This window comes from Pectobacterium nicotianae, from assembly GCF_023272715.1.
GTDB classification, from domain to species: Bacteria; Pseudomonadota; Gammaproteobacteria; order Enterobacterales; family Enterobacteriaceae; genus Pectobacterium; species Pectobacterium brasiliense.
Window position 1 is genome coordinate 795,884 of sequence record NZ_CP096821.1, and the last position, 12,733, is coordinate 808,616.

11 protein-coding genes and 1 CRISPR repeat array are annotated in these 12,733 nt (G+C 53.7%); of the genes, 5 read left to right on the forward strand and 6 right to left on the reverse strand.

All coding sequences use genetic code 11. From position 1 onward, the window contains the following. Positions 1-23: 23 nt before the first annotated feature. Positions 24-1,442 (reverse strand): MocR-like pyridoxine biosynthesis transcription factor PdxR, encoded by a 1,419-nt coding sequence (gene pdxR / locus MYB54_RS03515; protein WP_248721507.1) that lies wholly within the window; start codon positions 1,440-1,442, stop codon positions 24-26. Between the two features lie 91 nt (positions 1,443-1,533). Between pdxR and MYB54_RS03520 the strand changes: the two genes are divergently transcribed. From MYB54_RS03520 to MYB54_RS03530, 3 genes are all read left to right on the forward strand, one after another. Beyond that, positions 1,534-1,971 carry a GNAT family N-acetyltransferase gene (locus tag MYB54_RS03520; protein ID WP_248721508.1) on the forward strand — a complete coding sequence of 146 codons (438 nt, stop codon included), beginning with the start codon at positions 1,534-1,536 and terminating at the stop codon, positions 1,969-1,971. A 134-nt stretch (positions 1,972-2,105) separates the two neighbouring features. Continuing rightward, a complete protein-coding gene (locus MYB54_RS03525; RefSeq protein WP_119872205.1) occupies positions 2,106-2,537 on the forward strand; it encodes a carboxymuconolactone decarboxylase family protein in 432 nt (143 codons plus the stop codon). 86 nt (positions 2,538-2,623) lie between these two features. After that, the gene (locus tag MYB54_RS03530; protein WP_248721509.1) at positions 2,624-3,238 is read left to right on the forward strand and encodes a hypothetical protein; all 615 of its coding nucleotides are present in this window, start codon (positions 2,624-2,626) and stop codon (positions 3,236-3,238) included. Between the two features lie 65 nt (positions 3,239-3,303). On the opposite strand, the gene MYB54_RS03535 is transcribed toward MYB54_RS03530, so the two are convergent. The 3 genes from MYB54_RS03535 to ssb1 all read right to left on the reverse strand — a co-directional run bounded on the left by MYB54_RS03535 (position 3,304) and on the right by ssb1 (position 6,595). Beyond that, on the reverse strand, positions 3,304-3,762 hold the full coding sequence (locus MYB54_RS03535; RefSeq protein WP_248721510.1) for a GNAT family N-acetyltransferase: 459 nt from the start codon (positions 3,760-3,762) through the stop codon (positions 3,304-3,306). A 214-nt stretch (positions 3,763-3,976) separates the two neighbouring features. Continuing rightward, a complete protein-coding gene (locus tag MYB54_RS03540; RefSeq protein ID WP_248721511.1) occupies positions 3,977-5,803 on the reverse strand; it encodes an amidohydrolase in 1,827 nt (608 codons plus the stop codon). Between the two features lie 249 nt (positions 5,804-6,052). Next, positions 6,053-6,595, reverse strand: a complete 543-nt coding sequence (ssb1, locus tag MYB54_RS03545; protein WP_039283288.1) for a single-stranded DNA-binding protein SSB1 — start codon at positions 6,593-6,595, stop codon at positions 6,053-6,055. Between the two features lie 249 nt (positions 6,596-6,844). Here ssb1 and uvrA point away from each other — a divergent pair, with 249 nt between their 5' ends. Both uvrA and MYB54_RS03555 read left to right on the forward strand, forming a co-directional pair. Next, positions 6,845-9,679, forward strand: coding sequence for an excinuclease ABC subunit UvrA (uvrA, locus tag MYB54_RS03550; RefSeq protein ID WP_014916582.1), 2,835 nt, complete (start codon positions 6,845-6,847; stop codon positions 9,677-9,679). A 15-nt stretch (positions 9,680-9,694) separates the two neighbouring features. Further along, complete coding sequence (locus MYB54_RS03555) at positions 9,695-10,114, forward strand: secondary thiamine-phosphate synthase enzyme YjbQ (RefSeq protein WP_248721512.1); 420 nt, start codon at positions 9,695-9,697, stop codon at positions 10,112-10,114. Positions 10,115-10,273: 159 nt separating this feature from the next. After that, positions 10,274-11,021: a CRISPR direct-repeat array (repeat unit 28 nt; unit sequence TTTCTAAGCTGCCTATACGGCAGTGAAC). A gap of 130 nt (positions 11,022-11,151) precedes the next feature. Here MYB54_RS03555 and cas6f read toward each other — a convergent pair. Together cas6f and csy3 are read right to left on the reverse strand one after the other, a co-directional pair. Next, a complete protein-coding gene (cas6f, locus tag MYB54_RS03560) occupies positions 11,152-11,706 on the reverse strand; it encodes a type I-F CRISPR-associated endoribonuclease Cas6/Csy4 (RefSeq protein WP_248721513.1) in 555 nt (184 codons plus the stop codon). A gap of 9 nt (positions 11,707-11,715) precedes the next feature. Then, complete coding sequence (csy3, locus tag MYB54_RS03565) at positions 11,716-12,726, reverse strand: type I-F CRISPR-associated protein Csy3 (protein ID WP_248721514.1); 1,011 nt, start codon at positions 12,724-12,726, stop codon at positions 11,716-11,718. Between the last annotated feature and the right edge of the window lie 7 nt (positions 12,727-12,733).

Sequence of the window (12,733 nt, forward strand, 5' to 3'; positions counted from 1 at the left end):
GATCCGGCTGTGGGATAACCCTTTCACGATAACCCGATGGCAACGGCCAGTCGATGTACCAACGCCTTCGCCATCGCAGGTTCGGCCACATTAGTGAATCCCATAAGCAGCCCACCGTGTGATGGCCTGCACATTCGCCAGTCATTCAGCGCCTGAATGGCAAGACCATGAGATTGAGCAGCCGCTGCCAGAGACTGGTCGTTGCCACGGGTGGCCAGCGTAGCTAACACATGAATACCGCCCGCCTGCGGCTGGACGACCAGGTGTGAACCTAATGTCTGTAACAGTGCATCGACGAGATAGCCGCGGCGAATCGCATACAGTGAACGCATTCTGCGCAAATGGCGGGCAAAGTGGCCTTGCTCCATGAAAGCCGCCACCGTGGCCTGAGGCAAGATCGAACCGGGGCAGCAAAAGTGATTTGCCGTATCCTTGAAGCGCTCGATCTGCGGTTCAGGGACAACCAGATAGGCTAAGCGTAAGCCGGGAAACAGCACCTTGCTGAAGGTGCCGGTGTAGAGTACGCGCCCATCGCGATCCAGACTTTTCAGTGCCGGCAATGGCCGACCGTGGTAACGGAACTCGCTGTCGTAGTCGTCCTCAATGATCCACGATCGGCGGTGGCTGGCCCATTCCAACAGCTGTAGTCGTCGGGGTAAGGACAACGCCACGCCCATGGGACTTTGGTGTGTGGGGGTCACTACGGCAAAACGTGCCTCTGCGGCTCGCTGTTGACAAATGTCCACATTCAGACCTTCCTCATCCACTGGAACGGGTTGCAGATGCATACCTGCTCGCGCCAAAAACCGGCGCGCAAAGAGATAGCCTGGATCCTCGAACCATCCACTATCACCGGGTTGCAACAACGTGCGACACACCAGTTCCAGCGCTCCCCGGTAGCCTGCGGTAATGAACACCTGCTCGTATGTGCAAGTGATACCGCGCGAGATTCCCAGATAGGTCGCGATGGCGCGACGAAGTGGTTCATAGCCCGCGGGGTCTGGATAGATCATTGCTGCTGTATCCAGAGTACGTAAGTTGTGTCCGGCAAGGCGCGCCCAGGTCTTGCGGGGAAAGGCATCCAGTGCTGGTAAACCGAGTTGGAAAGGTTGTACCTGAGTGGTTTCGGTCTGTGGGCGCGCGGGTATTTGAGAAAGGGATGTGGCGATGTGTCCCGACTCGCCCAGGTTTTCCAGCCGGAGTGAGACGATGGTTCCTGCTGGGCCGCGTGTCAGGAAATAGCCTTCACTAGCCAGCATCTGATAAGCCATTTCGACCGTGCCACGTGCCAGATTTAGCTCACTGGCGAGGCTGCGCACGGACGGCACGCGATCGCCCGGATGAAGTTTTCCGGCGGTAATGGCGTCGCGGTAGCGTCGATACAACTGTAAATAGAGCGGTGCATCGTGTTCTCTGCTTGGCTTCAGTTGCTGCATGTCCATCCGTTATGTCCCATTCATTTACTCAATTCTTGCACCTTTTTTATGGGTCATGATTTTCCTAACATACCTGCTCCATTACAAGGAGATTGACATGAGCACCTTTCGATTGAGCCTCATTGACAGCGATCGGGACTACCTGGCTTGCTTCGATGTGATGCGGGAGCTACGGCCTCATCTTCCTGATGCTGCCGTATTTACTGCGCAGGCACGTCGTCAGGCTGGGCAAGGTTATCGTTTGCTTGCGGCATGGCAGGGCGATCTCGTCATGGGATTGGCGGGCTACCGCATTCAGGAAAACCTATTGTATGGCCGATTCCTCTATGTTGATGACCTTGTGGTTGCCGTCGCTGCCCGCGATCGAGGGCTCGGCGGCCTGCTGATCGAGGCAATGCGCGAGGAAGCGCAGCGGCAAGGCTGTGTTCATCTGGTGCTCGATACGGCCCTGAGCAATGCGCTGGCGCAACGCTTCTATTTTCGTCAGGGCTTGCTCGCTAAAGGGCTGCATTTCAGCCAGACGCTATTGGTGTGAAGAGCCATGAACAACGACTTTACGATCACCTCGGATGGCACGGTCAGGAGCAACCTCGACGGTTGAAACATGGGCTCAGACGCTCTATGCGCTGACTTCTTTTCTCGTTCTTTCATTCTTACTGGAGATCTTCTATGAGTACGCTTCGTTTGCCCTACCAAACCCTTTCGCCAGAAGCCTATCAAGGGTTCGGCATTGCCAAGAAAGCGCTGAACAAGAGCAGTCTTGGTAAACAGTTGATCGAATTGGTCTATTTGCGTGTTTCACAAATTAATGGCTGCGCTTTTTGTCTGGAGATGCATGCGTCGGCTTTACGTGCAGACGGCGTGCCGGATGCCAAGCTGGACAGTCTGGCGGGCTGGCGTGTTAGCACGCAGTTCAATGAACGCGAGCGTGCAGCGCTGGCCTGGACTGAATCGCTTGTGGACGTGGCTCGCAGCCACGCGCCTGATGAAGATTTCGAGCCGCTGAAGGCGCATTTCAGCGATGCAGAGATCGCCGATCTGAGCTTTGCTGTTGCGCTGATGAGTGCCTTTAATCGGTTGGCGATCGGCATGCGCCAATAAGGTGTGAGTGAAGATCAACGTAGCGGGTTCATTCATGTTGTGCTCAAATCCCTTACTGTGATGGTTTTATGTCTAAGGAGGGAGTGATGGAGATTGAACAGAGAAACTCGGGCGAACATCAAACGGTTATCAATAATGAATCCGGCGTTATTAACGTCAATAATCACCACGGGCAATACACTAATCTGGTGGGCGAAAACACGGCTCGCATTTATAAGGAAATATCGCATTCTGAACAGAGTAAGTTCATTGTCAGCTTTGTGGCCGTTTGTTTATTGCCGGGGTTGAGTCTTGTCGCGGATCTTATGCAGATTCATCCTGTAATCAACTTGCCGCTGTGGACGTATGTTGCCGCATTCGGGGTGATATTTGGTGTGGTGCTGGTGGGATATTATGACAATCTCCGCATTTTGGTCGTCGGTGCGCCGAATAAAGAGGAATGCAAACAGCTTTATGCCGACAGGTTATTTAGTAGAACCGAGGACGGCTATATTGTATTTACCCACACGACGGCGTGTATTTATCCAGACTGCTGCGGAAACATCGTGATTTCGACACCACCAGAACGATACAACGGGGAATACTCTTTTTTCGGTAAATGCAGCCTGGCTGGCAGGCAGCACTCTTATGGTATCGACTATAACTTCAAAGCGTATCCCATAAAGGTGGACTGGCGGCCAATGCCCAAGTCGAACCAATAGCGTTTTGGTGGTGAGTGCCTGACGCCGTACAGAAAGTCTGTGCGGCGGCAATCTATTTTTTATCGTTAAAGCGGCATTCTATATTCGATAACGCCGGGTTTTTCCGCGACCCAATCATAAAGTCGCTGGGCTGTTTTATTGGTTTCCTGAGTATGCCAATACAGCCGATCGCAGTTTTTTTCTCGAGCTTGTTCTCTCACGTATTCAATCAGTTTTTTGCCAACGTTTTTACCGCGAGCGGTGGGTGCAACAAACAGATCCTCTAAATAACAATAAGAGTTTACTCCCCATGTGGAATCGTGAAAAACAAAGTGTACGAAGCCCACAATGTGTAATCCTTCTCTCGCTACCGCGCAATACACAGGGATATCGGTTTTAAAAAAACGGTTCCAGGTGATTTCCGTGACCTCATCGGAAAGCTGCACCTTATAGAATTCCTGATAACGCTTCCAATAGGGCAGCCACTGCTCGTGATCTTCTGGAACAACGGGATTAACAATAATTTCTTGGTCTGTATTCATCATTTTACTCTCATGTTGTCGCGAATATTTTGTGGTTACGAATTGGTGCTGAAAATCAGGCTGCTTTTCATAGCAATAAGATAGCAACGGAATAGCCGGATATACCCCGCCACTTATTGATAGGTAGGCAGACCAATTCGGGGAAGTGAGAGCGGTGTTTGCAGAGGCGCCGCATCGACGCCCCTGATATTTATGCAGTGTAATAGACTGCGCGGCGTCAGGATTTCTCTGGCGCTGAATGCACGAGCTGGCCTTTGAAATACGTCTTGACCACGCTGGTGCGATGAACCTGTTTGATCGGTACGTTAAATAAGTGACGATCCAACACGATTAGATCGGCGGATTTACCCAGTTCTACCGATCCCGTTTCTTTTTCGATCCCCATCGCTTTTGCGCTGTTGATGGTATAGATACTAATCGCTTCAGACAGATCGACGGCCTCTTCGGGAGCTAGTGTACCGGGTGCGTCACCCAGTGGGTTCTGACGTGTTACCAGCCCTTCAATGCCAATCCATGGAGACGGTGTCGGGCCACCTGCGGGCCAGTCCGAACCGCCGGCAACCACGGCGCCAGAACGCAGCAATTTGACCGTGGGGACAAAATCCTTCATACGTTCTTCGCCAATCGTCACTACGCTGGCGTTTGTCATATCGGACGGGAACCACAGCATCGGCGAGAGGTCGGCAGCTACCCGTAATTGTGCAAAGCGTGGCATATCTTTCGGTGAGATCAGGTGTGTATGCGCGATTTGATGCATGGGGCCATTTGGCCCATTTATTTTACGCACCTGCTCAACGGCATCCAGCGCCAGACGCAGCGAGCCATCTCCCGCAGCATGAAGCTTGGTTGATATGCCTTGTTTATCCAGCTTGGATAAAATTTCTACAACCTGCTCGGTGGTGTAGTGCGTATCGCCGTGGTAGTGATCGCCATGTGCCTGAGTGGGCAAATAGGGGGCAAGCAGTTTCGCGGTATGGGCTGGCGGGACGCCATCCAAAACAAATTTAAAACGATCGGGGAAGAAGTTGGTGGTGCGGTAGACGTCGCGTCGGGCAACCAGCTCCATGCCCGCGGCACCTTCATCCAGAAGCGGAGTAGAAACGATCGAGCCGATAATGCGTAAAGGCAGGCCTTCTGCCCGGTCAATCTTGCTCCAGATGCGCAGATTCACTTCAGAACTGACCGCTTCCTGTACGCCAGTAATACCTAACGACACCATCGTTTTTGCGGCACCGCGTCCTGATGTCAGCCGTTGTTCTTCCGTGCGTACTGGAACCAGACTTTGTACGTGCTGGAACGCGGGGAATTCTTGCAACAGGCCAGTGGGTTCGCCTGTTTTGGCGTCTTTAACAATAACGCCTCCGGCTGGGCTAACGGACTGGGCGGTGATAGTGGCTAAACGCATCGCTTCGCTATTAATCCAGCGGTTATGGTAGGAATCATCACGCAGAATGACCGGGCGCCCGTTACTGACTTTATCCAGTTTCGCCAAGGCTTCAGCGGTAGACAGCTCCGCCATACGTGGGCTACCCCAGGCAGACCCGATCACCCATTCGCCCGGCCCGGCTTTTTGCGCGCATTCACTGACCTTATTCAGAATGTCATCCAGTGAGCTTGTTTGCGCGAAGTTACAGGAGTAAATATCTTCATAGCCGCCGTCTAACGGGTGAGCATGGACGTCATTAATCCCCGGCATTGCCATGCTGCCCTCAAGATCAACCACCTGTGTTTTCGGACCGATAAATTCCGCGGCCTGTGCATTTGAACCGATGAAAACGTAGCGGCCATCGCGTACCGCGACGGCTTCTGCCCACGGCTGGCCTTGATTAACAGTGTAGATATTGCCGTTACGTAACACTAAATCAGCAGTCGTTGCTGTTTCTGCTGCGATGAGTGTCGGTGAGGCAAAAAGCAAACTAGAGACGGTTATAGCAAGTGCTGCGAGCCTGAAAGATGCGTTGCCAGAATGGGGTGAGGATGTCTTGCTGACGAGGATGTGGGACAGCTTTTTGTTATCGGCGCGAAGCGCACTATTTTTTTCCATACGTTATATCTCCATATATAGCGTTTATACCCCGTTGATGGGGCGTTGCTATTTTTTAATAGCGATGGAGAAATAACTGTACAGATTGTGCTCTGCTTATCTCGATGAGCACTAAACGCACATCGGGTGATAATTTCTTTAGTTGATTGTTTACCGGTGCCTTTTCTGCACGCCGCAAAAATAAAAAACCCCGATAAATCGGGGTCTCATTATTATTTTTGATAAACGACGTTGATAGACGAATAACTCTTAGAACGGAATATCGTCGTCGAAATCCATTGGCGGTTCGTTGCTTTGTGCTGGAGCGCTGTTCTGTGCCGGGCGCTGCTGAGATTGCGCGCCGCCGCTGAACTGGTTGCCGCCCTGCGGCTGCTGAGGTTGACCCCAACCGCCTTGTTGCTGACCGCCACCTGCGTTACCGCCTGCTGGTGCACCGCCGCCCTGGCGTCCACCCAGCATCTGCATGGTGCCGCCGACGTTAACGACGACTTCGGTGGTGTAGCGCTCTACGCCAGCCTGATCGGCCCATTTACGGGTTTGCAGTGCGCCTTCGATGTAAACCTGAGAGCCTTTACGCAGGTATTCGCCCGCGACTTCTGCCAGTTTGCCGAACAGCACGACACGGTGCCATTCGGTCTTCTCTTTCTGCTCACCGGTTTGCTTGTCACGCCAGCTTTCCGACGTAGCCAACGTGATGTTGGCAACTGCACCACCATTCGGCATATAGCGGACTTCCGGGTCTTGACCCAGATTCCCGACAAGAATCACTTTATTAACGCCTCTGCTGGCCATGCTCGTCTCCTGATGAATCGGTAGATTTATTTTCTAAGTCTAAACGATCAATCTTACCATGGGAAAACTCTCTGTCATACCTGCGAAATGGCTTCAGAAATGAAAGTAAGATTTGCAGCGTTTGCAAAGTAAACGGGTTTAATACTGGATATCCATTCAGTTTTTTTTGTGCCATAATTGCTCGTTTCGTACCGGTTCTCTCCCTTCGAGAGGCGATGACAAACCGTTTTTATTCCGGGAAGTGTGTGAATGGATAAGATCGAAGTTCGTGGTGCTCGTACCCATAATCTCAAGAATATCAACCTGATAATCCCTCGTGACAAGCTGATCGTAATCACCGGTTTGTCGGGCTCGGGTAAGTCATCGCTGGCGTTTGACACGCTGTATGCCGAAGGGCAGCGGCGCTATGTGGAATCTCTCTCCGCCTACGCCCGTCAGTTTTTGTCGCTGATGGAAAAACCGGACGTCGATCATATAGAAGGGCTGTCGCCCGCCATCTCTATCGAACAGAAATCCACCTCGCATAACCCGCGTTCCACGGTCGGGACGATTACCGAAATTCATGACTACCTGCGTTTGCTGTTTGCTCGCGTGGGTGAGCCGCGCTGCCCGGAGCACGATGTGCCGCTGGATGCGCAGACGGTCAGCCAGATGGTGGACAACGTGCTGGCGCAGCCGGAAGGCAAGCGCCTGATGTTGCTGGCACCGATTGTGAAAGATCGCAAAGGCGAACACAGCAAGACGCTGGAAAACCTGGCGTCGCAGGGCTATATCCGCGCCCGTATCGACGGCGAAGTGTGCGATCTGTCCGATCCGCCGAAGCTGGAATTACAGAAAAAGCACACCATCGAAGTTGTCGTTGACCGGTTTAAAGTGCGCGAAGATTTGGCGCAGCGGCTGGCAGAGTCGTTTGAAACCGCACTGGATCTGTCCGGTGGTAGCGTGGTGGTGGCGGATATGGACGACCCGACGCAGCCTGAACTGCTGTTCTCGGCGAACTTTGCCTGTCCGGTGTGTGGCTACAGCATGCACGAACTGGAACCGCGTATGTTCTCGTTCAACAACCCGGCGGGCGCGTGCCCAAGCTGTGATGGTCTGGGTGTGCAACAGTTCTTCGATCCGTCCCGCGTGGTGCAAAATGCTGAGCTGTCGCTGGCGGGTGGCGCGATTCGCGGCTGGGATCGCCGCAACTTCTACTATTTCCAAATGCTGCGCTCACTGGCGGAGCACTACAAATTTGACGTCGATGCCCCGTTTGAAAGCCTGAGCGCCGCGGTGCAGAAAGTGATTCTGTACGGCTCCGGTAAAGAGAACGTCGAGTTCAAATATATCAACGATCGCGGCGATACGTCGGTGCGTCGCCATCCGTTTGAAGGCGTGCTGCACAACATGGAGCGCCGTTATAAAGAGACGGAATCCACGGCGGTGCGCGAAGAGCTGGCGAAATTCATCAGCAACCGTTCTTGCGCCAGCTGCGGCGGAACGCGCCTGCGTGAAGAAGCGCGTAACGTGTTTGTTGAACAGACGACGCTGCCGCAGATTTCCGATATGAGCATCGGCCATGCGATGACGTTTTTCCAGAATATGAAGCTCAGCGGGCAACGTGCTCAAATCGCCGAGAAAGTGCTGAAAGAGATTGGCGATCGACTGAAGTTTCTGGTTAACGTCGGGCTGAACTATTTGTCGCTTTCCCGTTCGGCAGAAACGCTGTCCGGCGGCGAGGCGCAGCGTATTCGTCTGGCGAGCCAGATTGGTGCCGGGCTGGTTGGCGTCATGTACGTGCTGGATGAACCCTCTATCGGCCTGCATCAGCGTGACAACGAGCGCCTGTTGGAAACTCTGATTCACCTGCGTAATCTGGGCAATACCGTCATTGTGGTGGAACATGATGAAGATGCGATTCGTGCTGCCGACCATGTGATTGATATCGGCCCCGGTGCGGGCGTGCACGGCGGCCAGATTGTCGCAGAAGGCACGATGGAAGAGATCATGGCGGTGCCGGATTCGCTGACGGGGCAGTTCCTCAGCGGTAAACGCAAGATCGAAATCCCGAAACAGCGCGTGCCTGCGGATCCGACCAAAGTGCTGAAGCTGATTGGCGCGAAGGGCAATAACCTGAAAGACGTCACGCTGACGCTGCCGGTTGGGCTATTTACCTGCATTACCGGCGTGTCGGGATCGGGTAAATCCACCCTCATCAACGATACCTTGTTCCCGCTGGCGCAGCGTCAGCTGAACGGCGCGACGCTGGCGGAACCTGCTGCTCACCGCGAGATTCAGGGGCTGGAGCATTTCGATAAGGTGATCGATATCGATCAAAGCCCGATTGGCCGTACGCCGCGATCCAATCCGGCAACCTACACCGGTATTTTCACGCCGATTCGTGAGCTGTTTGCCGGCGTGCCGGAAGCGCGTACCCGTGGTTACAACCCTGGCCGTTTCAGCTTTAACGTGCGTGGTGGACGCTGCGAAGCCTGTCAGGGCGACGGTGTGATTAAGGTCGAAATGCACTTCCTGCCGGATGTTTATGTGCCGTGCGACCAGTGCAAAGGCAAACGCTATAACCGCGAAACGCTGGAGATTCAATACAAAGGCAAAGGCATTCATGAAGTGCTGGATATGACCATCGAAGAAGCGCGAGGGTTCTTTGACGCCATTCCGGCGCTGGCGCGGAAGCTGCAAACGCTGATCGACGTCGGCCTGTCCTACATTCGCCTTGGGCAGTCGGCCACCACGCTGTCCGGCGGGGAAGCACAGCGTGTGAAACTGTCGCGCGAGCTGTCAAAACGCGGAACTGGGCAGACGCTGTATATTCTCGACGAACCTACGACCGGCCTGCATTTTGCCGATATTCAGCAGCTTCTTACCGTTCTGCATCAGTTGCGCGATCAGGGTAATACCATCGTGGTGATTGAGCACAATCTGGACGTGATTAAGACGGCTGACTGGATTGTCGACTTAGGGCCGGAAGGCGGCAGCGGCGGCGGAGAAATTCTGGTCTCCGGCACGCCGGAAACGGTGGCAGAGTGTGAACAGTCCCACACTGCACGCTTCCTGCGGCCGATTCTGGCACGCGAAGCCTGATAGCAGGGGGCCGCGATGTGGATGCAATATGAAATCCGCCTGAAGCCGAAAGCCAGAGGCTTCCATCTGGTGACTGACGAAATACTGGCGCAGGTTACTGGACTGCGCCAGATAAACGTCGGGCTGATGCAGGTGTTCATCAAACACACCTCGGCGGCGCTAACGATTAACGAGAATGCCGACCCCACGGTGCGGCAGGATTTTGAAAGCTTTTTTAATCGCTTAGTGCCGGAGGATGAGCCGTATTACCGCCATACATATGAAGGTAGCGACGACATGCCGGCGCACCTAAAAGGTAGCCTGCTGGGCAACAGTCTAATGATTCCCATCACCAACGGACGCCTGAACATCGGCACCTGGCAGGGCATCTACCTGTGCGAGCACCGCAACCACGGCGGCAGCCGCTCGCTGGTTGTCACCCTCCACGGGGAATAAGCCTCTAAAATGCGTCGCACCAGCGACGCATCCCGATAATCGCCGAACTGCCTGCACGGCAGTGAACCCCCCAGCCACGACGCCGCATTGCGTGAGATATTTCTAAGCTGCCTATGCGGCAGTGAACAACATGTTTGGTGTACGATATGTTGACTGGCTTTTCTAAGCTGCCTGTGCGGCAGTGAACCGGGTTTGGGTAAAGGTCTGGGCGTAGTTCGTTTTCTAAGCTGCCTACACGGCAGTGAACTGCCAGTTACTCAGCAGTTAGTTGCATAGCGATTTCTAAGCTGCCTATACGGCAGTGAACAACATCACGCCGCAAAAAGCAGCGCTGAATCATTTCTAAGCTGCCTATGCGGTAGTGAACAACCCCGTCAATTTGGCGGGGTTTTGCTTTATTTTCTAAGCTGCCTATACGGCAGTGAACGACACTCTGCATCAGACGTTCTGTTAACAGCCTTTCTAAGCTGCCTATGCGGCAGTGAACCTTGTGCGAAATCGGATTACTGGCACGCTGTGTTTCTAAGCTGCCTATACGGCAGTGAACGCACTTAATCCAGCCCATTAGCTAATCCCTCCTTTCTAAGCTGCCTATGCGGCAGTGAACTTTAACCCCGCTGATTCCGCTCCGGACAGTCTTTTCTAAGCTGCCTATACGGCAGTGAACCTGTGTGTGACGGGTCGTAACCAATCCAGACATTTCTAAGCTGCCTATACGGCAGTGAACGTCGGCGATTGATTTCAACATCGCGGATTGGTTTTCTAAGCTGCCTATACGGCAGTGAACACAACTTCACCTATTTGGGAGTTGATGTCACCTTTCTAAGCTGCCTATACGGCAGTGAACTACCAGTAATAATCGCTGATGTAGCTCCTGCGTTTCTAAGCTGCCTATACGGCAGTGAACCCGTTAAGTTTTTACGCTAACCACCAGATTGTTAAAGAGAATGCGACTTTTTTGTCGGAAAACCCTTTTTTATTAGAGCGACCAACCGCAATTAAAAATCAATGACTTGCAGATGGTCGCCAAAAAAGGGTCAGAACCAAGGTACGGTGGCTTCTGCGCTTAAGCCGTAGGAGGAAAAGCGTCCTGCGCTAGGAGCATTCTGTAGCGGACCATGTTCTATAAACACGAAGAACATTTGCCCGTTGGACAAGCTCTTAATTTGCACAAACGGCAGTGCGCTGCGTTTTTCCACCGCGTCGGGAATGCGTGCTGCGGCTTCCGCCTCCGTCAGCCAGCCTTTGTTCACCGAGCGTCGGCGCAGCCGTTCTGCGCTGCTCTTGAGCTGAACGCGGCGCACGGTGCGAAATTTCACGCCGTTGGGTACGGCTTTACACTCAGAAACCAATGTGTAATCCCGCAATCCTTTCAGCCAGGCCGTTTGCTCCAGCGTGGAGAGCGCCTCTTTTGTTCCGTGTAGCCGCAGGCATTCCCCCAGCGTTTTACCCACTTGGGGAAAGCTGATCCCAATTTTGCCATCCGCCACCTGTCCGAGTGCTCGGTGCAGTTTGGCAAACAGCGCGTTCAAGAGCTGCGAGGCAGTGAACTCAGGATCGGGCTGGACGCGAATATCAATGTAGTGATCCATACCGCCACCTTATTCGCCTTTTTCACCGAACACGCCGCCGCGAATCAGCGTGGCAATCACGTAATGCTGCTGCTCCGGTGCAGGTACATCGCCTTTAATCACCCAGTTATCCAGCAGCGTGTAAAAATCCATCTTCTCCTTGGGCTGGCGGTAGGCTTTACCCCGGCTGGTGACGGAACCGTAGGGTTCGACGGCAATCGGGCCCGCTTCATCCGCCGCCGGATACCAGTCATCAACGGTGCGTAGCGCGTTACCGATTTTCTGCGAGTGGATAGCCGCGACATCGTTCACCTGATAGAGAATCTTGCTCTTGCCGTTACGTGCTTTGTCGTCAAGCACCAGTTCCTGAGAAGGGAAGACTTCCTGACCGTTGCCGAGCTGCACATAGGCTTCCACGGTAAAAAGCACCGATGAGTCGCCAGCTAGCCCTTGCTCAATCGCCTGTGCCAGTGCTGCAAGGTCACCTGTTGGCTGGCTGAACTCACGCAGTGAATAGTCTTCGCCGTTAAATTCCCAGCGTTGTTCACCTGTGGTCACCACCACGCGAATGGCTTCCGCCCCGACGCGGTTGCGCCACAGAAAACGACCATTCGCGATATTTTCCGCATAGCGTGCCGCCAGTGTGCCAAAACCCTGATCCTGAGCGTATCCGGTGATGATGTTACCCAACGCGGTTTGATAATCCTGATCGTTACAGACCGAAGGCTGCGCGAGGTTACCCAGCACCCGCAGAGTAAACACGACTTTCAGGGTATCGGCACCGAAGGGAAGGGCGGCAACGTCTACGGTTTGCAGGTTGGCTTTTTGGATTTCTGCATCCAGCTTGGCCGGGTCGCTGGTGAGGGCATTTTTCAGGCGGTTGGAGATCGTCCCGCGCACCGATTTCTCCTGAATGGCAATAGGTGTCCAGCTATCCTGCTGCGCCCAGTTGCCTGCGTACATTACCGCGTCCGAATTCGCCAGCTTGCGTTCAAAAGCCAGTACCGATGCAGTTTTTAAACTTGTTGGTGCTTTTGCCATGATGTCG

Bases quoted from the DNA above. Each gene is read 5' to 3' on its own strand.
- uvrA (WP_014916582.1), top strand. From the start codon at position 6,845: ATGGATAAGATCGAAGTTCGTGGTGCTCGTACCCATAATCTCAAGAAT.
- csy3 (WP_248721514.1), bottom strand. From the start codon at position 12,726: ATGGCAAAAGCACCAACAAGTTTAAAAACTGCATCGGTACTGGCTTTT.
- MYB54_RS03540 (WP_248721511.1), bottom strand. From the start codon at position 5,803: ATGGAAAAAAATAGTGCGCTTCGCGCCGATAACAAAAAGCTGTCCCAC.
- pdxR (WP_248721507.1), bottom strand. From the start codon at position 1,442: ATGGACATGCAGCAACTGAAGCCAAGCAGAGAACACGATGCACCGCTC.
- ssb1 (WP_039283288.1), bottom strand. From the start codon at position 6,595: ATGGCCAGCAGAGGCGTTAATAAAGTGATTCTTGTCGGGAATCTGGGT.
- MYB54_RS03525 (WP_119872205.1), top strand. From the start codon at position 2,106: ATGAGTACGCTTCGTTTGCCCTACCAAACCCTTTCGCCAGAAGCCTAT.
- MYB54_RS03520 (WP_248721508.1), top strand. From the start codon at position 1,534: ATGAGCACCTTTCGATTGAGCCTCATTGACAGCGATCGGGACTACCTG.
- MYB54_RS03530 (WP_248721509.1), top strand. From the start codon at position 2,624: ATGGAGATTGAACAGAGAAACTCGGGCGAACATCAAACGGTTATCAAT.
- cas6f (WP_248721513.1), bottom strand. From the start codon at position 11,706: ATGGATCACTACATTGATATTCGCGTCCAGCCCGATCCTGAGTTCACT.
- MYB54_RS03555 (WP_248721512.1), top strand. From the start codon at position 9,695: ATGTGGATGCAATATGAAATCCGCCTGAAGCCGAAAGCCAGAGGCTTC.
- MYB54_RS03535 (WP_248721510.1), bottom strand. From the start codon at position 3,762: ATGATGAATACAGACCAAGAAATTATTGTTAATCCCGTTGTTCCAGAA.